Origin of the sequence: Pedobacter hiemivivus, assembly GCF_004331685.1 — a bacterium.
Taxonomy (GTDB): Bacteria; Bacteroidota; Bacteroidia; order Sphingobacteriales; family Sphingobacteriaceae; genus Pedobacter; species Pedobacter hiemivivus.
Genome location: NZ_SJSM01000012.1, coordinates 38,266 through 62,628, shown reverse-complemented (window position 1 = coordinate 62,628; position 24,363 = coordinate 38,266). Strand labels below are relative to the sequence as shown.

Sequence of the window (24,363 nt, the reverse complement as noted above, 5' to 3'; positions counted from 1 at the left end):
AAAATAAAAAGCTCCTACTTTTCAATGTCCCCAAAAAGTTAGACACTTATTGGGGACACCTCATATCTATCTTACTACCAAAGCTTTATCAATTAAGAATACCAGGTTTGTACGATGAGCTTTTGTTTGCTCATTTGTTGAAACTGCAGCTCCAAGCTGAGTTTTTATCTTCTTCAATGTAAAAAGCGCTGCTGCTTTACTTGCATTATCATATCCTCCTGGTGCAGAAACAATACTTGCTGACGCTTTTACAAATTCAGTTTGCAGATTTTGGCGGAATAAGTTCACATTTGATTTAAGATCTGCTACAAAAATATGGTTTGCCAAATCGCTCATTACACTAGCTACTGAATAGGTATTACCATAAAGTCCACTATTGTTTATTCTGGTTAAAGTATTTGGATGTAGAATTTGAGCTAGTGTACTCAATTGTATTCCCATAAAAGTATTCTGAGGTTTAAAATCCTCATTGGTTCCAAAAAATCCAAATCCTCGTCTTTGAATCTGAAGATAAGGGAACAGGGGACTGTCAGCATCAAAAGCATCAGGTGCAAACACATATTTATCCAATAATGCCATTGCCTTTTTTTGATAAGCAACCGGAACTGGGGTAAATGGAGCAACTGTTGTTTTTTGTCCAACAAAGCTTCTGTCAACATACACACCACCAACAAAACGGCTTACTGCCGCAGCCATACTTGAACGTTGACCATTAAGCTGCATATAACGCTGACGTAACTCCTGGTAACTTTGGCCTGTTTTACTAAATCGAGATTTCAACTTTGGCATCATTGTATTTACCAACTTAAATCTGTCTTCTCCATAAGCAACCATATCGTTTGTTTGATCATTAACATTTACTCTTGGATCGATCCCTCCGCCAGGACTACGCATATCATCAGCATCATTACCAAAAACTAGTTGTGGATCTGTACTACGACTTAGAATTTTATTTAATCCTGCTTCTTCTTCCAACTCGCTAAATGGAGTATAACCATATTCAATTGCCCATAAATCATAAGGACCAGCTTTGGTGGTATAATAATCACCTTGCTTGCTCCGATCACTGCTTACATTTATTGCAGGATAATCCATTACTGATCCTTGCAACCCAATTTTACGGGTAAGTGCTACATCATTCATTTGCGCAGGGCTTAGCATCTGGCTTGATTTCATATTATGATTAAGCCCTAGTGTATGTCCCATTTCATGCATAATAAGGTAGTACAAGAACTGTTTGTGCATTTCTCGAACGGTCTCTACTCTTTTTGCCTCTGGCAGGTCAGTATCAAGCGCTTCAATAGCTGTTAAACCAGCCTGATACTGCATACTTAACTCCTGAGCCAATGCACAGGAAGCACTATGATTCTTATCAAAACCGTGTAAATGTTTCGGCGTTGCAGCAACCGCTTCAATTGGATTTTCCCAAGGTAACTTTAATGAAGAATTACCTGCACTAAATAAATCGTCGGTAACAACTGTACCTGCTCCAGAACGCCACTCAACAGTAATATCAGCGCCTAAAATCTGACCAGTTAAAGGATTATAAAAACTGGGACCTATTGCGCCATAAGAAGGGTAAGCTGACGAGACCCAACGGATTACATTGTATGCGATATCAGCCGGATCCCAGCTGGCGGTATCAGACATTTCTTTCATTACCACAGCATTTTTAAAACCAGCCTTCTCAAATGCTTCATTCCATTTCTCACCTGCTTCTTTTATAATCGGGCGATACGCTAGCGGAGTAGTATTTTCAATCCAGAAAACAATCGGTTCAACCGGCTCACTTAATGCTGCTGATGGATTTTTCTTTTTAAGATTCCAGCGACTGATAAAGTCTTTGTATGGTGTTGGAGATAAAGAAGTCAGGTTATCTACTTCTCCACCAAAATAACCTACCCTTGGATCATCACGACGTGGGCGGAAATCATTTTTAGGAACTTCAAGAAAAGAATGCTGCATTTTAACCCTTACATAGCGGGCATCAGTAATATCTTTTCCTCCACCATTCAAAGGTACCGGGTTGTCATAAGCAAGCTCTACCACTACATCTGTATTTCCTGGATATGAACGTATCTTTTGGTACTTCGACTTTGCGGTATTTAAGTTCCCTAGATTAAACATTGCACCTGGAGGCAATGTTGGCGGAAAAACGGGCTTAACCGGATCTAATTTATCTCCAAGAAAAAGACCATCAACAGAAATTAAATAACCAAGTGAATCTTGTGCGACAACTTTATCATTATAAAAAACAGCATCCGAAACGTCAACATTAGCAACTTTACTTACAGGATTTGACTGGTCGTAATAGAAATTTGTATTTCTTTTAAGAAGCTCAATTTTATCATCAGATTTCTGAATATAAAATAACCAAGTAGTCCTAATCATATTCTGATTAAGATACAAGGTAGTTGGCCCGCCCATCGAAAAACTCTGATAAATATAATCCTTGCCTAACTGACCTTTTTTAACATACATCTGAAGACTACCTGTTACAGTATCTCTATACATTGCAAAAAGACCATCAATTTTTTTACTGGATTTGATCTTATCTTTAATACCTGGTTTAGGAGGAGTTACCTGAACTTTCTTTAAGGAATCAGCCGATAATGCTTTTTTCTTCTTTTGGGCAAAAGCCCCACTGGCTAAAAACAGGACGAGAGATAGTAAAGTAATGCTTTTTTTCATGGTTCGTTATGGTTATAAATTTATCTTATATATGCTTATTTCAAGCAATAAATGTCCCCAGCCCAAGCATATTCACCTAAATATAAGACAAATAACTATTAACTGTTTCAGTTAACGCTATAAAATCTGCCTTTTTCTATATTAATATCTGGTTGGGAGAATGCATAGGCTATTTCGACCAACACTGAAGCAATTCTGTCTACTTTTAATTGTTCCCTAATCGGAAATTTAGGCAATTATAAATTTTAGAACATATGAGATATGACATTGTTAAGAATATTAAAAATAGCCTACAAATGAATCAAACAAATATGAGCAGTGGTATGCCAAGCCTCGGGTTTGGAACGTTGATTCCCGACGCAGCTACAACGATAAGTGCAACCAGGGACGCGCTGGAAGCCGGATTTAGGCATTTCGACTGTGCCGAACGATACGGGAACGAGCGAGAGGTCGGCGAAGCACTACAGTCTGGACTTGCAGCTGGCGGCATTACCCGCGAAGAAATCTTTGTGACCACAAAGTTGTGGAGTACCAATCATCGTCCGGAACGCGTAGAAGCGGCATTCGAGGCGAGCCTGCAGAGACTCCAGCTTGACTACATCGATCTGTACCTCATCCATACTCCGTTTGCGTTTCAAGCGGGAGAAGATCAGGATCCTAGGGACGAAAAAGGCAATGTGATCTACGACAAAGGCGTGACTTTGCTCGATACCTGGAAGGCGATGGAATCTCTGGTGGACAGTGGCAAATGCCGGGCTATCGGCCTGTCGGATATCAGTTTGAAGGAACTGTTGCCACTCTATGAATCAGCGAGAATCAAGCCAGCGGTAGTCCAGGTCGAAGCACATCCATATCTGCCCGAAACCGAACTTCTGGAATTCTGCAAAGAGAAGGGGATTGTTTTTTTGGCTTTCGCGCCATTGGGCCATGGAATAAGGCCCGGACTGCTCGAAGATCCGGTTATTTTGAAGATTGCCTCATCTGTAGGAAAGACACCAGCACAGGTGCTATTAGCCTGGGCGATCCAACGTGGCACAGCTTTGCTCACTACACCCAAAACTCCAGCACGCGCAAGAGAAAATTTTGACATATCTCCCCTGCCGGAAGACGCTTTTGATGAAATCAACCGTATTCAGACCAGGCAGAGATTTAATGGAGTCGTGAAGACTGGTGTCCCAGGTTTCATCCCAAACAATACCAGCCATGTTAACTGACCTTATTGACAAAGACCTAAGAATAATTTTTTGTGGAATTAACCCTGGGCTAAAATCTGCATGGGAGGGGCATCATTTTTCCGGACGGGGCAACCGTTTTTGGAAAGCCCTTCACCAGGCTGGTTTCACACCATACGAAATCGAACCTATACACGATGCAAGCATCCTCAATTTTGGGTATGGCCTGACTACCGCCGTGGACAGGGCAACAGGTCGAGCAGATGAGCTCTCTAAAGGGGACTTCGAAAGTTCGGTTGATGCCCTTAAAAATAAAATGGAACATTACCGGCCGGAATGTATCGCCTTCCTTGGCAGAGCAGCTTACATTGCCTTTTCCGGAAAAAAACAGATCTCATGGGGCTATCAGGAGGAAAAATTCTGCGGGGCATCTATCTGGATACTTCCTAACCCAAGTGGGCTAAACCGCGGATTCAGGCTTAATGATCTCGTAATTCATTACAAGGAACTATACAGAACCATTTCCTAAATTGCGGTAAAGATTAGGGGTAAAACTCCTTTTTGCCCAGCAATATGTTTTTGACATAGCGGGCACTAGAATAATCAGCAAAGCAATACCAATTAATATTAGGCCAAAGAACACAAACACCGCACGGTTGCTGAGCAACTGGCTCTGTTGGGCAACACTCTGCCATATCGCTGAATTCGCCAGAGCTGATGACTGATCGTCAGTGAATCCTTTCGAAGTATATAATCCCTGATAAAAATTCAAACGCGCCATCACGTTCTGATTTTCCGCGCTCAAATAACCAAGAAATCCTTCCTTGAATTTCTGGTTAAAGTACAACTGCAAATTATAAAATCCGGCAAAAGAATTCAGTCCATCGATATAAAAATACATAATAGAATTGTTTTTTATTCCAAATCACCAAACTCAAGATACAACTGTTTGTGCTTTTTAAACACAGCCGGGTTATGAGTTCCCCATATCAGCGCTTCAGGCTTAGCCCATGAAAAAGGTTTACGACTCTCCTTTTCTTCAAAAGTAATCAGCTGATAAGGTCTACTTGCATTCATAACCTTCATATCTGACAGCTGAACGGCCAATACTTCATTAAAATCAGGCTTTTTGCTAATTAGGTGGCTCAAAAATTGTTCTTTCTTATTTCCGAACAAAATGTATTGCAGCTGCTCAGGTCTTTGTTGATTTTTATCAAACTGCTTATAATAAATAATCTTCTTAATTTTAAGGGTAATTGTATCTAAAAATTTGATCCCTCCTCTTTCAAAATGCCCCCTATACACACTGGCTTTAAACACTTTAGTATGATTAACCATCTCTGGTAAAACAAAGGTTTCAGGTTCAATGGTATAAACCAATTCTTGAGGATGCGCTATACGATCCTTACGATATTTTTCCAAATCTGTTTTCGGAAATTCAAGCTCCAGAATAATCTGATAATCATGGGGAGTATGAAACATAGGAAGGTGTTCTCCATATACAGTCTCCTGCCCCATCAATAACATCCCATGGGTATTGGGCTTATCAGGATAATGACTATGCTGACTATAAGCTGTTTTAAAAGTAAAGAGCAACAAGAGCATATACATACTTCTGCAATTCATTTTGAGTTTATTTTAAATAAGATAGCGGACAAAACTAACTTAAAGCAAAAAAAATAGTATGACATAATTGTCATATTCCAAGGCTCCTTGCAGTAACCATCCCTTATGAAATCAAAGCCATCAATGCCCGGTAATAGTTTTCCAATAAATTGAAATCGCCATTAAGGAACAAATACGGTTCGATTAATTCCAATTCCATTAATTTAAATGAATCATTTATGACTACACCATCAACCCTTGCATAAAGCGTAGCTACTGGTAAGCTCTTTACGTATATTTCGGCCTGTTCTATATGCAAGGGATTAGGCGTAGGATAGCTGATACTGCCACCGTGATAATGTTGCACCCTAAAATCGCCTTGTTTAGGCGTCTTTAATGAACAATGGCTGTATTTGCCATTAAAAAACAGAAAGGACCACTCACCATTTTTAATTTCTTCTACAAAAGGTTGTACAATGTAATCTTCTGCTTTTAAAAGTTGTCCAATTTCTTCTATACGTTCCTGATAATTAATTAGATCTACGGTTATCGTATTTTGTGCTCCTGCACTTACACAAGGTTTTACAACCAATTTATTTGTACCGAATAGGTCAAAGAAACGGTGATCCAAGGTAGCTCCTTTTGCAAGGTATTCGCTAGGAATTACAGGAAGTCCTTTATTGGCAATGTCTTTCAAATATTTTTTGTGGCTGTTCCATTTAATAATTTCCACAGGGTTTAATACTTTGACATTTAATTTTTCCAATTTATTCAACCAATTCAAAAACTCGGTTAAATGGTTGTGATAGTCCCAAGGGGATTTAATGATAGCTACATTAAAGCTGTTCCAATCTACATTTTCATCATTCCAAATTGTAGGAACAACATTTAATCCTTTACCTGTCAAAAATCTTATAAGGTCTGCATCTTCATCATTGACAATGCCCTGTGAAAACTTTTCCTGTTTATTGTAACTAACTATTGCTATTTTCATTCTTCTCTATTTTAGTTAAATCTTATTTAGCAAATTTCTTTGTTCCTGCCACACACATAATTACCCCAACTGTAACAACCACCATACCAATGATTGCAGTTCCGCCCTGTGCCAATCCTTTATACCAAATTTTACCTACTCTATGCAAGGTAACTATGCAAATTGGTGGCATAACAACCAAGCATGAAATTGCTGGCAAAAAACAGTTTTGTTTACTATATTGTTATGAGTTAAAACCATTAGCAACATGACCATTAAAACCACCCAAACAGAGGCCAGCGTCGAAGATTTCATCAATGACTTTGCAGCAACGTCGCAGAAAAAGCAAGACGGTTTCGAACTATTGAAATTGATGAAAGAACATACAGGTTATGATCCTAAAATGTGGGGGGCATCGATAATCGGTTTCGGCTTATATCATTATAAATCAGACAGGAGCAAACAGGAAGGAGATTGGCCTTTGGTCGGATTTTCACCTCGAAAAGCGGCTATATCTTTGTATGTTTATAGTGCTGCCCCAGGTCAAGAAGAACTGCTTAAGCGATTGGGAAAGTTCACCATGGGAAAAGGTTGCATTTATGTAAAAAAACTGGAGGACATTAACACCGATGTACTTAAAGAAATGATCAGCGGAACAATTGATTTCCTTGAGGCAAAATGGGGTAAGCAATGAGCTGGCAAATAGCTAAAAAGACGAACATAAATAGATTCAATTATGGCGCTTAAACAGATTCTTCCGAAAGTATTTTATTCTGATATCAATGTAGGCCTAAAATTTTTCATTGACGGTATGGGATTTACCCTCGGGTATCATGACGATTCCTTATACATTGTCAATCGGGATGACATCACTTTTCTACTGGTAGACAGTAAAGAATTTGCAGAAGGAGATCGCCCCGAAATTAGAATAGCGACCAATGATATTGAAGCCATTTACCAGGAAATCAAAGACCGCGCACCAGAAATCTTACATCCCAATTCCAGAGTAGTGAGCCATAAACCTGGGGGCTTAAGGAATTTGCTACTCTTGATCCAACTACGGTTTGCATTATATTTCAGCAGCCCGTATAACCCTTATTAACCCTCTAAAAATGATGAGATTTATTTCAAAACTTTTTTTAACGCTTCTGGTGATCAGTAATGTTAAATGTACCGCACAAACTGCATCCTCAAACCACAATAAATCCAATAAGCCAGGAATTATTACAGGCGCCGACCAGACTGAAAAATATTTGCCTTATCTAAAAGGAAAACGAATTGGCCTGGTTGCAAATCAGAGTTCTATTATCGGCAAAAAAAGCAGCGTGGACAGTTTATTGAGCCTTGGAATTAAAATAGTAAAAGTGTTTGGACCTGAGCATGGTTTTAGAGGCAATGCCAGTAATGGAGCCGTTGTGGGCAATGAGAAAGATGCTAAAACTGGCATTCCAATCATCTCTTTATATGGCAAAAACGAAAAACCAACAAAAGAACAGCTGGCAGATATCGACCTGATGGTCTTTGATATTCAGGATGTGGGCTGTCGCTACTATACCAATATCAATACGCTTGAGTATGTGATGGATGCTTGTGCAGAAAACAATAAAGAACTGCTAATTCTTGACCGGCCTAATCCTAACGGATATGTAGTAGACGGACCGGTAATGACTGATGATAAATATAAATCTGCTATAGGGATCCATTATACACCCATGACGCATGGCATGACAATCGCTGAATTTGCACAATACCTTAACGGCGAAGGATATCTTAAGAAACAATGCAAAATAAATATTATAAAAGTTGCCAATTACAATCATGACTTGCCTTATGTATTACCCATAAATCCCTCACCAAATTTAAATACACAGCAAGCTGTAATGCTTTTCCCGAGCTTATGTATGTTTGAAGGAACAGCTATCAATGAAGGCCGGGGAACTCATATGCCATTTACGATATTGGGAGCCCCCGCATTGAAAGGCAAATATTCATTCTCCTACAAACCAGTAAGTATTCCGGGAATGAGTGAACGACCAAATCACAAAGACGCTGTTTGTTATGGTCTTGACCTTCGCAATTATGATATTAACAAGTTTCGAAAGAGTCGCCAAATTGATCTATCATGGTTAATTGAATTGTACAATGCCTATCCGGATAAAGCTAAGTTCTTTACCCCTGGAAGAGCGAACCAAGATATATCAGCTTTCGATCTGCGCATAGGTACCGATCAATTAAGAAAACAAATCTTAGCAGGAGTATCGGAAGCCGACATCAGAAAAAGCTGGGAACCTGGATTGCAAAAGTTTAAGGCTATACGCGCAAAGTATCTCCTATATCCGTAATTAAAAACTATTCAAATGAGAAAGGTTATCTATGGAATTAATCTGACTACAGATGGCTGCTGCGACCATACCAAAGGAAATGGTACAGCAGATATTCATGAATATTTTACAGCGCTCATGAAGGACGTTGATCTGATCGTCTACGGCCGAAAAACCTATGAACTGATGGTCCCCTATTGGCCTGATGTAGCTAAAAGCCAGTCCGGGACAAAATTAGAGAATGAATTTGCAGAAACATTCGATGCGATCGACAAAATTGTTTTTTCCAAATCATTAGAAAGTGCTGATGGGAATACAAGGATTATTCGTGAGAACCTTGCAGAGGAATTTTTAAAACTGAAACAGCAAACAGGTAAGAAAATTTCAATTGGTGGTGTAGACCTGCCTTCGCAATTAATAGCACTTGACTTGGTTGATGAATTTCACTTTGTCATTCATCCTGTCATTGCTGGCGAAGGAAGACGACTGTTAGCTGATACCCAACTTCGGGATCGGTTAAACTTGAAACTAGTACAGTCGAAAGTGCTTGAATCAGGAGCTGTAGCACTACATTACTTGAAACAGTAAAAAAAACTGAGACAGGAGCGCCTGGATCACTATTCAGGAAAACCAATAGCAGCCATCTGTCATGGCCCGCAATTTATAACACTTTCTTCATCATAATATCAAGCTGCTCATCGTCGCCCATCTTAAATATATGCTTGTCAAAAGCAATAAACCCATTCTTTTCATAGAACCTTATTGCACGTGGATTTTTTTCCCAAACACCCAACCATAAATAGGAATTATGATATTGCTGAGCTACCTCTAAAGCTTTTTCATAAAGGAGCTGACCAACTTTTTTACCATGATGGCTACTTTTTACATAAATCCGCTCGATTTCCAAAGCCTTTTCATCCAACTGCTCCGTCTGTGCGATTCCAGTATTTACCTTTACGTAGCCAACAGGACTTTCATCTTCCCAGGCAATATAAAACAACGAATCTGGATTACTCAACTCAACAGTCACTTTATCGGCATTAAAACTATCTTCAAGGTACTTATTCATGTCATCCTCAGTATTGCTTTCGGCAAATGTTTCAAAAAAAGTTTCTCTACCGATTTGCTGAAGGGTACTTAAATCGTCTATTGTAGCTTTTCTAACCTGTATGTATTCCATTATCCAATCTATTTTGGTTTTGCCAAAGTTACTCAATTACCTCCCGAACCATCTACAATAAAGAATTTACAATTTGATAATTATTATGCATTTCTTATTTTTATTAGAATTAAAAAAACTGCTTATCAATCACCATCTTATGTACGAACAACTCAGAGCATACATTAACAATGGTACTTCTTCCATCATTTCCGATGAAGAATTTAAACTGGTAGAACAAGCTTTTACCCCCAAGATAATTAAGAAAAAACAGTTTCTGCTTCACGAAGGAATGGTTTGTAAATACATGTCTTTTATTGTTAAGGGAACCATGCGTCAATATACTATTGATCAGAAGGGCAATGAACATATTGTTCGTTTTGGCATAGAAAACTGGTGGATCAGTGACCGGGACAGTTTTATCAATCTTACCCCCACCAAATATTGCATTGATGCATTGGAAGATACCGAGTTGCTTGTTACTACTAATGAAAAGCTAATTAACCTCCGTGCTACTTCTGTACATTTCAATAAAATGTGCCAGAATCTTGATGAAAAACACTTTAGTGCCTCTCAAGAAAGAATTCAGGCGATGATCAGTTACACAGCAGAAGAAAGATTTCTGCATCTAATGAATACTTATCCAGTTTTTATCCAGCGGATACCACAGGCGATGCTAGCCTCTTATCTGGGCATTACTCCTGAAACGCTCAGCAGGATCCGTAAACAGGTTACCCTGCAAAACAAATCATCACGCTAGCTCAGCTTGATAATTATCATCCGTATTCCCTGCCAAATATCAACAGCTTAGCAAGCTCGCTTGACAAATATCAAGCAGATTTCATGTTATATATCATCTGTCCCCAGGCTGAGTAGATCTAACTTTACTCAAACAAAACGACATATAAAATTAAATATCATGAAACAGACATTTGGAATAATTGGTTCAGGAAACATAGGCAAAGCGGTTGCCGGACATTTGTTAAAAGCGGGCTACCAGGTGACACTAAGCAATCATACCGGAGCCGAATCACTCTCCGCGACTATTGCAGAGCTAGGTGCAGGGGCTAAAGCAGGAACCACTGCCGAAGCAGCCCAGGCTGATATTGTTGTCCTGGCTCTTCCTTGGTCAGAAGTCCCTTCACTAACAACTTTAAGAGACTGGACCAACCGCATCGTCATCGATGCAACCAATCACTTTATTACTTATTACCCAGACTTCGAGGTAGCTGATCTTGACGGAAAGGCTTCCAGTGAAATAGTTGCCCAATGGCTGCCCGCTGCGCGAATTGTGAAAGCTTTCAATACACTTTTCTTTAAAATCCTGGCTGCTGATCCTAAAGTGGCTAATGGAAATCGTGTCCTATTTGTTTCCGGAGACGAACCAATGGCAAAAAAAGAGGTAGCTGAAGTTATAAAAGATCTAGGATTTGCCGTGATAGATCTGGGCTCACTTGCCTACGGCAGTAAACTTCAGCAGGCTAAGGGCGCTGTTGCAACCTTGAATCTGATCCAAATCAGTTAAATGTATAGCCATGAACACGCTAAAATTAAAGTTAACCATCCTATTCAGCACAGCTTGTTTTTTACAGGCAGTTAATGCACAAAAAATGAGAGATCTCAAACAGGAAGAAGCAAATAAGAAATTTGTTACAGAATTTTTCTACACCTTTTATAATGAGAAAAACATGGATAAGGCCAGAACAATGATGCTTCCAGACATGATCAATCACCATCCCCATTCGGGAAAAGGAGCTGAGGAGACCATCGCAGCGGTTAACAAATTCCTGTTTGGAAAGTTCCCGGAATTTACTGTAAGTATAAAACGGATCGCAGCCGAAGGCGATCTTGTCTGGATTCAATGCTACACTCAAGATACCCCTAAAGACCATGGTAAAATGTCCATGGATATATTCAGGGTAAAAAATGGGAAAATAGCCGAGCACTGGGACATTATACAGGAAATCCCGCTCACCGTCGATCCTTCATCAATGTTCAACTGAACCGGTTTCAATAAGACACTCATCTTATCAATTAAAACTTAAAATCTTTTATAAACTTCAAAAAAATGGAAAATTCGAACATTAAAACAGGCCTCGGTGCCTTGTTAACACCAAACAATTGTGCACTGATTTTAATTGACCATCAACCATTCCAGTTTGCCGGACTGCGCAGCCACGACACACAAACCATAATTAACAACGTTGTCGGACTCACCAAAGCTGCCAGGGCTTTTAACGTCCCTACCCTTTTCACCACCGTAGTTGAGCAAAGAGGTGGCTATCTACTAAAACAACTTCAGGATATTTTTCCAGATCAGAAGCCAATTGACCGTACATTTATCAATACCTGGGAAGATACCCGTGTTACAGACTGGGTAAAATCCACCGGCAAGAAAAAAATAGTAATGGCAGCCTTATGGACAGAGATCTGTCTGGCCATGCCAGTTATACAGGCCCTTGGCGAAGGTTATGAGGTCTACATCGTAACAGATGCATCAGGCGGAGTAAGCCTGGAAGCACACGAAATGGCCGTCATGCGTATGGTTCAGGCCGGTGCAGTACCGATTACATGGACTGTGTTCGGATCAGAATTGCAACGTGATTGGGCACGTACAGAAACGGTTCCGGCAGTCTCGGAAATGATTTTTGACTATATGGGAAATGTAGGTACCAGCCTCAGATGGGAGTTACAATTGCTGCAGACTCCGCCAACATCATAAAGGATACCATTTCATGCAAAAAGGTGTTCACCAAACTTGGTAAACACCTTTTTTAAGCCCCTAAGATCCGGTACAATTATTTTCCCTGCGCAGCCTGCATCACAACAGCCGCTACTTTTTCAGGCTGGGACATGAATATCACATGGCTCCCTTTAACATCGGTAACTTTGGTATTAGAGCGTTTGTACATCGCACGCTGAATTTCAGGAGCAATACTTTTATCTTCAGTGGCAACCAAGGCATAGGCTGGTTTATCTCTCCAGGCGGCATGAGTGATAGGTGTTACGAAACCTTTAGCATAGAATGCACCCTGAGAAGCATACATAAAATCTGATTCTTCCTTGCTGATATCCGCACAGAACCCAGCATGATATTTAGCCTTGTCATAATAAACGATTCCCTTATCATCAGGAGGAAGAACCCCATTCTCTGCTGCCGGTGGAGCTGTCTGAAGCCATTGCAAAGCAGATTCACCATTATCTGGCTGGAATGCTGCGATGTAGACAAGAGCGGCTACTTTAGGGTGATTTCCTGCTTCTGTAATTACTGCGCCGCCCCAGGAATGTCCGACCAATATTGCAGGCCCGTCCTGTTTGTCCAAAGCTACCTGGGTTGCCTTTACATCATCTTCCAGAGAAGTCAATGGATTTTGTACAACAGTTACATGATATCCTTTTTTGGTAAGCACGGAATATAGTGCCTTGTATCCTGAACCATCAGCAAAAGCGCCGTGCACCAATACCACATTTTTAACCGATTGTGCATTTGCCACATTCACCTGGCCTGCAATTGAAGTCAATACTAATGTTGTAGCTAAAACGCCACCTTTGATTTTGTTTTTTAGATTTAGAGTTTTCATTTTCTTTGCCGTTGATGTTTTGTTTGAGTCAACGATACAAAGATGGCCCGAAACAGAGCCTCGAATAATAGAGATTATTCCCCCGATATTGTAATTTTTTCCCTTTCTTCAGTTTCCTTTTTATTTCTGTAGCCGATGGGCGAAAAGGAAGTGTGTTTTTTGAAGAAATTGCAGAAATAGGCCGGATCTTCAAAACCCAAATCATAAGTTATTTCCTTAGCAGACTTGTCGGTATAGTACAAGAGTCTCTTGGCTTCAATAATGATCCGCTCCTGGATCAGCTGGATCGGAGTTTTCTGGTCAAATAAGGCAAATAAATTGGAAAGTGTCTTTGGAGATTTGTTGAGTTTCTGTGCATAAAAATTCACCGAATGCTCATTGTGAAAATTTCCCTCTACCAATAAATTGAATTTACGGATGATATTGAACCGCTCGTTCTGTTGCCGCGTGTCAGGTATATATTCAGATTTGGCCAATTGGGTCACGGTAATGATTAACCTCTTCAACAGCATCACCAGCATATCATTTTGCATATGATCTGATGTATTCAATTCAGAAACAAACATATTGAGCAACAATAATAGCTTCTGCTGTGAAGCCTCCTCTAGGTTAATAAAAAGATTGGTACCAATCCCAAATAAAAATCCAACACAACTCACTTCCGAGTCATGATCAATAATACAGTAGAATTCCCGGTTAAACTGCCAGGCTGTTAAATCCGAACTCCGCTCAAAGGAAAAGGATTGATTAAACATGAGTGGTAATATAGTCTGCTGAGGAAAATCAAATTGTTCCCCATCAATGGTAACCCTTTGCTGATCACCACGGTTCCATACAATTGTGAAATATTTATTGGTGCCATCCCTGCCATAAAAAAAACGATCAAAATGCTGTTCATCATTCAGAAGCAGAAGATGACCGCCGGAATTTGCATCTGTAAGCAATAGTTTCATTTTTCAGCGAATCACAATCAAAGTCAACATCTAAATTTATGCAATTATTTCAATTAAAAATCGACAAAACACAATTGCCTTAAACATCATAAAGTATGGAAAATTAACATCTATCTGAAATATGAATAGATTACATTATCTTGTATAGATATTCGAAAATTTAGTTTAACTAAAAACTGAATAAGATGTCCAAAAAATGGGATTATACAAGTACTGCACAGAAATTCTCCGCTAAGTTTCCGGTTCTAAGTTATTTGGGAATACAAATCAATTTCTGGATTATAGCCAGTGTTTTTCTGAGTATCCTCCTACATTTACAAGCCCTTTCCATAAGCGAAACTTCCCAACTCAGCTCCCCTACCAGATTTGACAACACCTTAGCATTGTCTATAATGTTTGGATTCTTTTATGGTATCATACTTGGCTTAACCGACCAATACCTCGATAAGAATCTTCACGAAAAGCACTCTATGGGTAGAATAATTCTAGTCAAATCTACCATCTCCCTCATTCTTATTGTACTTACATTGATTTTGATCCGGTATACCTTCCTTGATTTTTTTATTACTACCTCAAACTTTGGAGACAACCTGAAGGCAAACGACAAATCATGGAAATACCTTTTTTATATTCTGGCGATCTACTATTTCGCTATGACACTGATCATAAGCTTTATCAACCAGGTCAACAGAAAATATGGCCCGGGTGTTTTAGTCCCCTTATTACTTGGAAAGTATAAATATCCACAGGAAGAGGAACGGATTTTTATGTTTATGGATTTAAAATCCTCCACAACTATTGCAGAAAAGCTGGGGCACATAAAGTACAGTTCATTTATCAGAGATAGTTTCATGGACATCAACCAAATTCTTTTGCGATTTAATGCAGAGGTTTACCAATATGTGGGGGATGAAATTGTGGTAACCTGGAGGGTACCTGATGGACTAAGAAACCTCTCTTGTATTCGATTTTTCTTTGGTTGTGAAAAGCAGTTTCAAGACAGAGCCCATTACTACATGACAAACTATGGTTTATTACCCCACTTTAAAGCAGGACTCCACATGGGAAAAGTTACTGCCGTAGAAATCGGAGATATCAAAAGGGATATTGCTTATCATGGCGACACTTTGAATACTGCTGCAAGGATTCAAAGCGTCTGTAATGAACACCAAAAAAACTTTCTTATTTCAGCATACTTGTTGGAGTCCTTAGCACCAAACCATAACATCAAAACAGAAAATATCGGTATGATCTTGTTAAAGGGTAAATCAACAAAGGTGGGGATTCTCAGTGTAGAAGGTATTCAACCTGACACGCTCAACAAAATAACTTGACACGCTCAACAAAACCCACGACTCCACATCCACCTAAATTTGTTCTATACATTTAATCAAAAACAAAATGGAAAGGAACAATTATCAAGGTGCGTTACAACATCCAATAGGATCAGGATTTAATGCCGCATCAACAGCAACAGAAGTTATCAAAGGCATTGACCTAACTGGAAAAATTGCAATCGTAACGGGTGGAAATGCAGGCATCGGTCTGGAGACTACCAGAGTGCTTGCAGCAGCAGGTGCAACTGTGATCGTACCGGCAAGGGATATTGAAAAAGCAAAGAAAAATTTAGATGGCATTCCAAAAGCCAAGAGAGGTTTACCTTGAAGTAGGCTTTGAAGACCTCTCCCATTTTTCTTTTGTTTTCAAAAAGAAATATGGGGTATCGCCAAATCGCCTTCCGTCGAATCTACTGATATATGCAAAAAGCCTTTAATTAGATTTTCCGTTTTCAACCTGTCGGACTTCCTCACGGCGGTCTTTTTTGAAATCAAAACTGCTGAATTCTTTGGTTTGAGGAATGTCCACCGTAAAGCTATCCAACTCATCAATTTCAATAGTAACATTTCCTGTCAGGAGATCGATAATATGACCTCCCCCTTTTTTATCATCTGATAAGAAGTGAAAATGATACCCGGTAATATTGGATCCTTCCATGTATGCTGGAATACGGTATCCAACTAAATCCCCACTAATATGACTAAAGTTAAAAAACTGTTGTAAAGATAATAGCTGTGCTAAAGGTGCGTAGGGTTTATTCGTAACCGGAGGAAAGGCTCTGGTTTTTATACTATTAAATACGCCTTTGATGCGAATGGCATAAATTCCATTTTGGTTAGGCATTACACTATCCAAATAAGCATAAACCTGCATCTTAGACATAGGAACAGAGGCCTTTAAAACCTTGTCTGCATGAAAAAAATTAACCACCGAAAATGGTGTACTACCAGCATCAGGTATCTCGAAAGTTTTACCATTGGATTGTGTCTGATATATTTTCCCATGGAGAATGAGCAGCTCTCCATCTAGCTTATCAGGCGCACCCAAGCCAAAATCACCATGTTTCATTAACTTGTTGTAGGGAGCAAATGCATCATACAATCCCCCGATAAAAGCGCCAGCGTGGCCGGCTGTATATAACGTATTATTTTTACGATCAGATTTTAGCTGAGCATTTGCAGTCCAGCTACTCAAGCAAACAAAACCTACCAGACAGTAATATATCTTATTCATTATTTAAACATATTTCCTTAAATATAAAATAAATAACTACTAATTTCTTTAAATAGGATTTATCTCGCGCTAACTCAAGCTTTTTTTTATTAATTTGGCTCTGATTAAAGGCTAAAAATAAACTCGAATGAGCCGATTCTTTTTTCGTGTTCATCAACAAAAAATGGAACACAGGCAATAAAAGCAAATAATACACCTGAAAAATCCGACTTCCTTTATAAAGAAATTGAAAGGTTGGGTGTGGAATTAACCAAAAATGCTATTAAGGAATAGGCCTAAAATCAAAAAAGCTCCTAGTTTTCACTAGAAGCTTTTTGAAGCGCAAATGGACTGAACTCAAAAAATTTTTATGATGATTTGAAGAAAATAGCTGATTTAGATCAATTTGTTTCGAGTGCTCCCCTTAGTAGAGATTTTGGGTGTTTTTGATTTTTTATTTAAAGCTCGGGATTGATGAAATTGCCAGGTTGGTTAACTTTTGCTTTCCCGCTCCTGTTATTTTTATACGATCAATCGGACTATCTGGAAAAAAGATATCGGTCATGACTATTAAACCGTCAACAGAAGGTTGAAGAAAGCAAAGTACTTGTTAATCAATGAGAGATATAGCATAGCAGAGATCACCTATATGGTAGGATTTTCTTCTTCTAATTATTTTTCAACTGTCTTCAAATCAAAATATGGAATGCGTCCCAGTGAATTTAAAAAAAATCAACAACATTAAAGCTCTTTGTTACTTACAATGTTATTGGTAACCAACCTCGCAATAACTACAGCAGGATATAGGATACCAACTGCCGAAAGCAAAACTGAAAGCATACGTGACGCCATTCCATCAGGGTAAATATCACCATAGCCGACAGTAGTTAACGATACCAAGCTATAATAAATATAAGCTGCATAATCAGTATCGTTATTTTGCAAACTAATATTTCCGGCTATCGATTTACCGGTTTGGATTTTTAAAATCTCAAAAGCAAAAGCGCCCATTAAGGCAAATAAGAGATAAACATTTACAGCCCCTATCACTCTGAAAATATTACGTTCTGCATTTCGAAATAACAACCTAACATTAATAAAAATGAACAAACTCATATTAACAAGTCCAACTAAACGCTCTAGCAAATAGTATTCTTTAGGCGTATCGTCAAATCTAATCATCAGCAAAATCAAATGGGCTAAGAACAGAAATGACGATACATATATATTCCACTTGTCTTCGCTTGAAAAAATGCCAATAAAATAGAGTGTCAAAAATAAAATATTCAAAAACAAAATGTCTACTACAGCTCCCTCCAACAAAACAGGCATAATAAATACCATAAAAAAGAGCATTACCAATAATGTGATAAAGCTGGTGTCTGAGTGCCAATAATCCTTTACTTTATTGATGATCCGTTTCAATGGCAATAGGGTTTAAACAAACTAAATTAAACATTTACTGCAACTTAACATCAAACTGTCAAATGATTTTGTCATAAACTGAAATCCAGATTACAAGACCCTAACCTCCGCTTCACCGAAAAAATCAAATAAAAATGGTAATTTTGCCGCTTCATCGACAATTTTTTGGCCATTCACTTCATACCGCTGATAAAAAACAACTATGAGCTCATTAAACTACCAGCCTTTCAGCTATGATTTTTATAAAAATGTTTTGGAGAGCCTCGAAGATTATGGGGTATTTACCACTGATAAAGAAGGAATTGTGACCAGCTGGAACAAAGGAGCCGAAAATGTACTGGGCTATATCGAAGAGGAAATATGCGGACAATCTGCCAGGATCATTTTCACTGATGAGGATCGCAAAAATGAAATTCCAGAGCATGAATTTACAGAGGCTATGGAAAAAGGAAGAGGACAAGATGAACGTTATCATCAAAGAAAAGATGGAACCTTATTTTGGGCCAGCGGACTGGTTTTTCCTTTATATGACAATGATCAGAAACACATTGGTTTTACCAAGATCCTTAGAAACCTGAGTAACCGCAAGCAAGCAGAAGAAGAGCTTCTAGAAGCCCGAAAATATGCACAAAGTATTGTCGAGACCTCTAAAGAACCTATTCTCATTTTAAATGCGGATTTGAGTATTAATTCAGCCAGTAAGTCATTTTTTAACCTGTTTAATCTAGACAAACATGAAGTTGAAAATATAAACCTATTCGAGGTTCTCTCTCGATCGCTCGATCCTCAAGTCCTAAAACAGCAGATGCAAAGCTATGACAGTTTCGAGAACCTCGAACTGATATACCCTCAAAAAGAAAACGATGAAGAACATATTTTACTAGTTTCCAGCCGGAAGGTTTTTCAAACTTTCAAATCGATCGGCCAATTTCTACTCACATTTGAGGACGTTACCTTTGCACGTAAACTGGAACAGGCGAAAGAAGACTTTATGAACATTGCCAGCCATGAGCTCAAAACGCCCATTTCCGTGATCAGGTCTTATACACAATTGCTAGGCTTGGAACTCAACGGCAAAAGCAGTGATCGGGTTAACAAAATTCTCAAACGCATTCTTCATCAATCTGACCAACTGAATAAGCTAACTTCCCTACTGCTGGATGTCTCCGCGTTCAATGCCGGAAATATTAGCCTAAACAAAGAACCTTTTGTATTGTTAGAACTCGTACTGGAGATTGTGGCTGGAATAACTGAAAATACAAAGCATAAAATTATCTTAGAGGAAATAAGCGATGTCAGGGTATTAGCAGATCGGGTACGTATCGCACAGGCGATAACCAACCTGATGAGCAATGCCGCAAAGTATTCACCTGATGCGGACACCATTCGCCTCAGCTTACAATTAGATGAAAGCAAAAAAAATGTACGACTATCGGTCCAGGACTATGGCATAGGTATTTCCCCGCTAAATCAACAAGGGTTGTTCAAACGTTTTTCAAGAACAAATCATACAAAAGCACGAAATATAGACGGCTTTGGCATGGGCTTATATCTTTCTCAAGAGATTATCAAAGCACATCAGAGTCATATTGGCATCATCAGTGACGGGGAAAACGGTTCTATATTCTATTTTGATCTAAGTGTCATCTAAATACATGACCTCATATCATATTTTATAAAAAAAACGCCTGATGATTCAGTAATGCATATTCCCCATTTTTCATCCTGCTCCTGAAACTATAATTCATTTTATAACTCAGTTATTTTTCCCGGGTAATCCGCTCAGAGAAAAACTTGCCAATAAATACTTCTGCATTAGCAACAAAATCAATATCGTCGGGATGAATGGTCAGCAACACATCATTAAAAGTGATTAAAGCCAATACATTAGGGTGATTTACAAAAAACAAAAAAATCAACCAATCAAAAAAGTTAACATTTGTTAAAAAAAACATTCTTTTTGTTTCACAACAAGAATGTTACAACTAAGGATTTCAGCTCAAAAGTTTCTTTTCAGTTAACCCTGTAAACCCGGCCTATACCCGGCATTTACCCGGACATTACTCGGACACTGCCCGGCTGGAGCCGAGTAGTGTCCGAGTAACATCCCTTAATATATAGTGAATTAAATTGCCTTAAAGTGCAGTCAGTCAAAAGCATGCGAATTGACAATCAATAGCTTAGTGCATACTTTTAGAAAAAACAAAAAACTATGGCAAGAATTGAGAATGGTATTTTGGGCGGCTTTAATGGTAATCTCGGTCCAGTAGAGGGTTATGTAAGATATGGAATCGCTTATGTTAGGACAAAGAAAAGAAAGCGTACCACTCCCCCAACCCCAAGAGAAAAAATCCAAAGAAAGAGAATGGAAGTAGTGAATAATTTCGTCAACAGTATGACGGATTATGTTCGAATAGGCTTTGAAGAAGCTGCCCAGGGCAAACCCATTTCGCCCAACAATGCAGCTAAATCCTACCAACTACTACATGCAGTTCAAGGCGAATATCCCGACATCAGCATTAACTACGCTGCAGCACGTTTAACTCAAGGAACCATCGAGCTGCCTTTAAATCCAGAAGCAATGGCTGAAGGCAATGGTGTTCGTTTTAACTGGAGCTACAACACCTCATTAAACTGGAGCGACAGAGGCGCACGGGTAATGTTGTTGGTTTATGCCCAAGAAACAGGAAAATCATATTACCTATTTTCTGGCGCACGCATGACAGAAGGGACAGATTTTTTAGAATTGCCTGCAGAAGTAAAAGGCTTGCAACTTCAGGTCTATATGTCTTTTATTGCAGATGATAGAAGAAGTTTAAGCAACAGTATTTACCTTGGTAACCATGTTATTGAAATATTAGATTTAAACACAATGGGCATATCAACAGAACAGGATCCTGAACAATCCCAAGATAAACTATCCGGCAAACAATATTGGGATGCTAAATGGCAAAGCAATACAATTGGCTGGGATATTGGTCATGCTTCACCTGCCATTTGCCAATATCTGGACCAATATCCCAATAAGAATGCTTCTATATTAATACCTGGTTGTGGCAATGCATATGAAGCGGAATACTTAGTAGAAAATGGATTCACGAACATTACTTTGATTGATATATCACCGGAAGCTGTTAAAAAAATACGTCATAAATTTGAGCACAATTCACAAGTAAAGGTATTGGCTGAAGATTTTTTTCAGCATAAAGGACAATACGATCTCATCATCGAGCAAACATTCTTTTGTGCGATTCTACCAGACAAAAGAAAAAACTATGCCAAAAAAACAGCATCATTACTCCATGAAAAAGGAAAAATAATCGGGTTACTTTTTGATAAAATATTTGACAGAGAAGGTCCTCCATTTGGTGGCTCCAGTCCTGAGTACAAAGCTATTTTCAGCCCTTATTTTGACATTAAGACAATGGAAAAATGCTATAACAGCATTGCAGCAAGAGCAGGTTCAGAGGTATTTATCGTTTTAGATAAAATTCAATAAATAGTTTATGGATTAATTATTTTCACTGTCTTGATGACGAACATCATCCAAAAGCCTGATAGCCATCAAGGTTATAACAAAATATTACCAGAATCTTTGTATATAAATCTAAAACCGTGGCTGCTGATCTACAATTCATTACTGTGAAACCCCATGCATCTTAACTAAATTAAGTATCCCATGAAAACTGCGAAAGATTTAGATCATACAAAAACAGTTATTGTACTCACTGACTTTACAAAAAGCGCATTAAATGCAGCAGACTACGCCTTATTTTTAGCGGTACAATTAAAGACAAATATATTGTTGTTTCACTCCTACTATATTTCTGTCTCAGAACTTGAGTCCCTGCAGATCAATGATTACCAATCATTGGCACAAACTAGTAAATCAAACTTGGAAAAAGAGATGAATCGTTTAAATAACAGTATCAAAACATCTACCACTAATTTCAAACCTGAAATTGACTATTTGAGCGAAGGTGGTGGTATAGCGGAAAATGTATGTAGCATTATTGAAGAAAAGAAGAATATTTTCATGCTGGTTATGAGCGGATTTAAAGCAAGGAATAACGATGACTTTCTTTTTGGAACAGAAATCAAAGAAGTGGTAAAGAAAGCCAGATGTCCTGTAGTCATCGTCCCCGAAATGGATTTTCTTAGACTTTAAACCATAAAAAACTGTTTCCAATGGAAAACCTTAGGCACACATTTTTAAAAGCAGTCAATTCAGCAGGTCAATATTCTGCATATGCAGCCCCTGCCCTTTCAAACGATTTTAATACTTTACCGGAATTGCTGCAAAAATTTTTCCATCGTTGTGGCTATACAGGGCAGGAAAAGATTGAATGTGCCCACATTAAATGGAACGACACCGCACTTAGGCTCAGCCCCCAGGCAAATTGGAGTTCTATGCGCTGTTACCAGCTGAATTTTCTAAGCGAACCTGTAAGGTTAGTATACATGAGTATCAAATGGTATGGTTTATTTCCATTAGAGGCCGTTGATATTTATAAAGACGCACAAGGACAAATGCTGGTTAAGCTACTAAAAATGATTCCTATAAGTAATGCAAAAGGAAAAGAAATGGATGCTGCCGAGCTGGTGACTATTCTCGCCGAAACCATGATTATCCCACATTATGCCTTGCAAAAATACATCACCTGGGAAGTTATTGATCCTTCAAATATAAAAGGAATCATCCATCATAATGGCATTTCGGCAAGTGGTATTTTTCATTTCAACGAGCATGGTGACTGCACACAATTTACAACACAGGATAGGTATCGGGCAAAAAAAAACAACAAATATCAAAAGACCCCATGGACGGCAACGGCTAATGATTATATCTTAAAAAAGGGGATCAGATTCCCAACTAAGTTTAGCGCAACCTGGCATACAGACAATGGCGACTACGAATACTTTAAAGGTAGTATCAAATCTGTTGAGCTTAATAAAACTGAATTTTCCGGCATCTGAAAATAATCCTACCAAAATCACCATTCCCATGAAAACTGATGAAGAACTTAGAGATCAAGTAGTACTAGCCTTGCAAGCTGGTGATTTGTTGCCGTCTGGTAAAACAAGTAATGGAATGGTAATATTTGCCGCCATTTGTTGTGTATGACTACCTTTCAAAATAATATCAAAAAAATCATGCGGCCGATGGACCATGACCAATAAACCAATCTGCTGGTCTTCACAAAACAAATTCAGTCCCGTCCCGATATCTTCATTTTCAACAGATTTATAGAAAATATTTGGATAATTTGCTTTATTAAATATACCGGTAAGCAGTTCATCTACTATATGTTGATGGTCTACACTTTGAGGATGCGCTGCATGTATATGGGTTACCAAAATATCCGAACGAAATATATTGGCTATCCGTATTAGCTTATAAATGTCCTCAAAATCTTGCTGTGGATATTCAAAATTTGTAGCGAAAGCTATTTTACCAAAGTCACGAAAAACTGCGTGCGGAGGAATCAGGAGCAATGGGCAGGAGGTTGCATTAATCATATTTCTACAATTATTGTCCAACAAAAAATGAGCAATCCCTTTTCTGTGAGTACCCATTACGACCATGTCTGCATTGCAACCCTGCATTACATTTTCCACCACATCTGCCAGCCTTCCTGTTTGGTTGAAGGTGCTGATCTGTGGGTGAAAGCCTGAGCTGCGATCTGTATGTTCAAAATGTTTCTTTAACTTTTTGAGCTCCTCATCACTATCGTCAATAACGCCATCGTATCCAATCAATGGCCAATCTATGTCGCCAACTTCAGAAAGCTGGGCGGGAATAGTAACAGCATTGCATAGAATAACATTGGCATTCAAAACTTTTGCAAGGTTATAGCCATATTCAGCCGAATGGTTTCCAGCAGTTGAAAAATCGGTTAATAAAAGTAGTGTTTTCATAAGTTCAGGAATAG

Annotated in this window: 30 protein-coding genes; 18 read left to right on the top strand and 12 right to left on the bottom strand. The window is 38.7% G+C overall.

Annotation, left to right across the window (positions count from 1 at the left end; translation table 11 throughout):
- Positions 1 to 66: 66 nt before the first annotated feature.
- Complete coding sequence (locus EZ444_RS17760) at positions 67 to 2,691, bottom strand: zinc-dependent metalloprotease (protein WP_131610482.1); 2,625 nt, start codon at positions 2,689 to 2,691, stop codon at positions 67 to 69.
- 254 nt (positions 2,692 to 2,945) lie between these two features.
- On the opposite strand from EZ444_RS17760, the gene EZ444_RS17755 reads away from it, so the two are divergent.
- Complete coding sequence (locus EZ444_RS17755) at positions 2,946 to 3,905, top strand: aldo/keto reductase (protein WP_205945297.1); 960 nt, start codon at positions 2,946 to 2,948, stop codon at positions 3,903 to 3,905.
- Positions 3,895 to 4,392 carry a G/U mismatch-specific DNA glycosylase gene (mug, locus tag EZ444_RS17750; protein WP_131610481.1) on the top strand — a complete coding sequence of 166 codons (498 nt, stop codon included), beginning with the start codon at positions 3,895 to 3,897 and terminating at the stop codon, positions 4,390 to 4,392. The genes EZ444_RS17755 and mug overlap by 11 nt, the downstream gene beginning before the upstream one ends.
- On the opposite strand, the gene EZ444_RS17745 is transcribed toward mug, so the two are convergent.
- From EZ444_RS17745 to EZ444_RS27265, 4 genes are all read right to left on the bottom strand, one after another.
- Positions 4,372 to 4,764 carry a hypothetical protein gene (locus tag EZ444_RS17745; protein WP_131610480.1) on the bottom strand — a complete coding sequence of 131 codons (393 nt, stop codon included), beginning with the start codon at positions 4,762 to 4,764 and terminating at the stop codon, positions 4,372 to 4,374. The two genes, mug and EZ444_RS17745, sit on opposite strands and share 21 nt — an antisense overlap.
- 14 nt (positions 4,765 to 4,778) lie before the next feature.
- The gene (locus EZ444_RS17740; RefSeq protein WP_131610479.1) at positions 4,779 to 5,489 is read right to left on the bottom strand and encodes a hypothetical protein; all 711 of its coding nucleotides are present in this window, start codon (positions 5,487 to 5,489) and stop codon (positions 4,779 to 4,781) included.
- A gap of 103 nt (positions 5,490 to 5,592) precedes the next feature.
- Complete coding sequence (locus tag EZ444_RS17735; protein WP_131610478.1) at positions 5,593 to 6,462, bottom strand: ATP-grasp domain-containing protein; 870 nt, start codon at positions 6,460 to 6,462, stop codon at positions 5,593 to 5,595.
- Positions 6,463 to 6,484: 22 nt separating this feature from the next.
- Positions 6,485 to 6,634 carry a hypothetical protein gene (locus EZ444_RS27265; RefSeq protein WP_165503650.1) on the bottom strand — a complete coding sequence of 50 codons (150 nt, stop codon included), beginning with the start codon at positions 6,632 to 6,634 and terminating at the stop codon, positions 6,485 to 6,487.
- 75 nt (positions 6,635 to 6,709) lie between these two features.
- On the opposite strand from EZ444_RS27265, the gene EZ444_RS17730 reads away from it, so the two are divergent.
- The 4 genes from EZ444_RS17730 to EZ444_RS17715 are packed head-to-tail and all read left to right on the top strand — an operon-like array spanning position 6,710 to position 9,350.
- On the top strand, positions 6,710 to 7,135 hold the full coding sequence (locus EZ444_RS17730) for a DUF1801 domain-containing protein (RefSeq protein ID WP_131610477.1): 426 nt from the start codon (positions 6,710 to 6,712) through the stop codon (positions 7,133 to 7,135).
- A gap of 42 nt (positions 7,136 to 7,177) precedes the next feature.
- A complete protein-coding gene (locus tag EZ444_RS17725; protein ID WP_131610476.1) occupies positions 7,178 to 7,543 on the top strand; it encodes a VOC family protein in 366 nt (121 codons plus the stop codon).
- Positions 7,544 to 7,553: 10 nt separating this feature from the next.
- Positions 7,554 to 8,783, top strand: coding sequence for an exo-beta-N-acetylmuramidase NamZ family protein (locus EZ444_RS17720; RefSeq protein WP_131610475.1), 1,230 nt, complete (start codon positions 7,554 to 7,556; stop codon positions 8,781 to 8,783).
- 15 nt (positions 8,784 to 8,798) lie between these two features.
- Positions 8,799 to 9,350 (top strand): dihydrofolate reductase family protein, encoded by a 552-nt coding sequence (locus tag EZ444_RS17715; protein ID WP_131610474.1) that lies wholly within the window; start codon positions 8,799 to 8,801, stop codon positions 9,348 to 9,350.
- 73 nt (positions 9,351 to 9,423) lie between these two features.
- On the opposite strand, the gene EZ444_RS17710 is transcribed toward EZ444_RS17715, so the two are convergent.
- Positions 9,424 to 9,942 (bottom strand): GNAT family N-acetyltransferase, encoded by a 519-nt coding sequence (locus EZ444_RS17710; RefSeq protein ID WP_131610473.1) that lies wholly within the window; start codon positions 9,940 to 9,942, stop codon positions 9,424 to 9,426.
- A 139-nt stretch (positions 9,943 to 10,081) separates the two neighbouring features.
- Here EZ444_RS17710 and EZ444_RS17705 point away from each other — a divergent pair, with 139 nt between their 5' ends.
- The 4 genes from EZ444_RS17705 to EZ444_RS17690 all read left to right on the top strand — a co-directional run bounded on the left by EZ444_RS17705 (position 10,082) and on the right by EZ444_RS17690 (position 12,643).
- Positions 10,082 to 10,681: a Crp/Fnr family transcriptional regulator gene (locus EZ444_RS17705; RefSeq protein ID WP_131610472.1), complete on the top strand. Its 600-nt coding sequence runs from the start codon at positions 10,082 to 10,084 to the stop codon at positions 10,679 to 10,681.
- Between the two features lie 60 nt (positions 10,682 to 10,741).
- Positions 10,742 to 11,446: an NADPH-dependent F420 reductase gene (locus tag EZ444_RS17700; RefSeq protein WP_225874764.1), complete on the top strand. Its 705-nt coding sequence runs from the start codon at positions 10,742 to 10,744 to the stop codon at positions 11,444 to 11,446.
- A 10-nt stretch (positions 11,447 to 11,456) separates the two neighbouring features.
- Positions 11,457 to 11,924 carry a nuclear transport factor 2 family protein gene (locus EZ444_RS17695; RefSeq protein WP_131610471.1) on the top strand — a complete coding sequence of 156 codons (468 nt, stop codon included), beginning with the start codon at positions 11,457 to 11,459 and terminating at the stop codon, positions 11,922 to 11,924.
- 65 nt (positions 11,925 to 11,989) lie between these two features.
- Positions 11,990 to 12,643, top strand: coding sequence for a hydrolase (locus EZ444_RS17690; RefSeq protein ID WP_131610470.1), 654 nt, complete (start codon positions 11,990 to 11,992; stop codon positions 12,641 to 12,643).
- A gap of 76 nt (positions 12,644 to 12,719) precedes the next feature.
- Here EZ444_RS17690 and EZ444_RS17685 read toward each other — a convergent pair whose 3' ends face one another.
- Positions 12,720 to 13,502, bottom strand: coding sequence for an alpha/beta hydrolase (locus EZ444_RS17685; protein ID WP_131610469.1), 783 nt, complete (start codon positions 13,500 to 13,502; stop codon positions 12,720 to 12,722).
- Between the two features lie 74 nt (positions 13,503 to 13,576).
- Positions 13,577 to 14,455, bottom strand: coding sequence for a helix-turn-helix domain-containing protein (locus tag EZ444_RS17680; protein WP_131610468.1), 879 nt, complete (start codon positions 14,453 to 14,455; stop codon positions 13,577 to 13,579).
- Between the two features lie 185 nt (positions 14,456 to 14,640).
- Here EZ444_RS17680 and EZ444_RS17675 point away from each other — a divergent pair, with 185 nt between their 5' ends.
- The 3 genes from EZ444_RS17675 (at position 14,641) to EZ444_RS27890 (ending at position 16,229) form a co-directional block, all read left to right on the top strand.
- Positions 14,641 to 15,789: an adenylate/guanylate cyclase domain-containing protein gene (locus tag EZ444_RS17675; RefSeq protein WP_131610467.1), complete on the top strand. Its 1,149-nt coding sequence runs from the start codon at positions 14,641 to 14,643 to the stop codon at positions 15,787 to 15,789.
- Positions 15,790 to 15,856: 67 nt separating this feature from the next.
- Complete coding sequence (locus EZ444_RS17670) at positions 15,857 to 16,120, top strand: SDR family NAD(P)-dependent oxidoreductase (RefSeq protein ID WP_225874763.1); 264 nt, start codon at positions 15,857 to 15,859, stop codon at positions 16,118 to 16,120.
- Positions 16,086 to 16,229, top strand: coding sequence for an AraC family transcriptional regulator (locus EZ444_RS27890; protein WP_394365961.1), 144 nt, complete (start codon positions 16,086 to 16,088; stop codon positions 16,227 to 16,229). The genes EZ444_RS17670 and EZ444_RS27890 overlap by 35 nt, the downstream gene beginning before the upstream one ends.
- Here the strand turns inward: EZ444_RS27890 and budA are convergent.
- Positions 16,226 to 17,026: an acetolactate decarboxylase gene (gene budA / locus EZ444_RS17660; RefSeq protein ID WP_131610466.1), complete on the bottom strand. Its 801-nt coding sequence runs from the start codon at positions 17,024 to 17,026 to the stop codon at positions 16,226 to 16,228. The two genes, EZ444_RS27890 and budA, sit on opposite strands and share 4 nt — an antisense overlap.
- Positions 17,027 to 17,594: 568 nt before the next feature.
- Between budA and EZ444_RS17655 the strand changes: the two genes are divergently transcribed.
- Positions 17,595 to 17,750: a helix-turn-helix domain-containing protein gene (locus EZ444_RS17655; protein ID WP_225874762.1), complete on the top strand. Its 156-nt coding sequence runs from the start codon at positions 17,595 to 17,597 to the stop codon at positions 17,748 to 17,750.
- Here the strand turns inward: EZ444_RS17655 and EZ444_RS17650 are convergent.
- The gene (locus EZ444_RS17650) at positions 17,747 to 18,430 is read right to left on the bottom strand and encodes a potassium channel family protein (protein ID WP_205945295.1); all 684 of its coding nucleotides are present in this window, start codon (positions 18,428 to 18,430) and stop codon (positions 17,747 to 17,749) included. The genes EZ444_RS17655 and EZ444_RS17650 overlap by 4 nt on opposite strands.
- Positions 18,431 to 18,632: 202 nt before the next feature.
- Between EZ444_RS17650 and EZ444_RS17645 the strand changes: the two genes are divergently transcribed.
- Positions 18,633 to 20,081, top strand: a complete 1,449-nt coding sequence (locus EZ444_RS17645) for a sensor histidine kinase (protein ID WP_131610465.1) — start codon at positions 18,633 to 18,635, stop codon at positions 20,079 to 20,081.
- Positions 20,082 to 20,190: 109 nt separating this feature from the next.
- On the opposite strand, the gene EZ444_RS17640 is transcribed toward EZ444_RS17645, so the two are convergent.
- On the bottom strand, positions 20,191 to 20,385 hold the full coding sequence (locus EZ444_RS17640; protein ID WP_131610464.1) for a hypothetical protein: 195 nt from the start codon (positions 20,383 to 20,385) through the stop codon (positions 20,191 to 20,193).
- 257 nt (positions 20,386 to 20,642) lie between these two features.
- Between EZ444_RS17640 and EZ444_RS27680 the strand changes: the two genes are divergently transcribed.
- The 3 genes from EZ444_RS27680 to EZ444_RS17625 all read left to right on the top strand — a co-directional run bounded on the left by EZ444_RS27680 (position 20,643) and on the right by EZ444_RS17625 (position 23,407).
- Positions 20,643 to 21,929 (top strand): DUF6266 family protein, encoded by a 1,287-nt coding sequence (locus EZ444_RS27680; protein ID WP_225874761.1) that lies wholly within the window; start codon positions 20,643 to 20,645, stop codon positions 21,927 to 21,929.
- Between the two features lie 180 nt (positions 21,930 to 22,109).
- Positions 22,110 to 22,598 carry a universal stress protein gene (locus EZ444_RS17630; RefSeq protein ID WP_131610463.1) on the top strand — a complete coding sequence of 163 codons (489 nt, stop codon included), beginning with the start codon at positions 22,110 to 22,112 and terminating at the stop codon, positions 22,596 to 22,598.
- Between the two features lie 20 nt (positions 22,599 to 22,618).
- Entirely contained in the window at positions 22,619 to 23,407 is a 789-nt protein-coding gene (locus tag EZ444_RS17625) for a DUF6920 family protein (RefSeq protein WP_131610462.1), read from the top strand.
- Between the two features lie 54 nt (positions 23,408 to 23,461).
- Here the strand turns inward: EZ444_RS17625 and EZ444_RS17620 are convergent, their stop codons facing one another.
- Positions 23,462 to 24,349: a universal stress protein gene (locus EZ444_RS17620; protein ID WP_131610461.1), complete on the bottom strand. Its 888-nt coding sequence runs from the start codon at positions 24,347 to 24,349 to the stop codon at positions 23,462 to 23,464.
- Between the last annotated feature and the right edge of the window lie 14 nt (positions 24,350 to 24,363).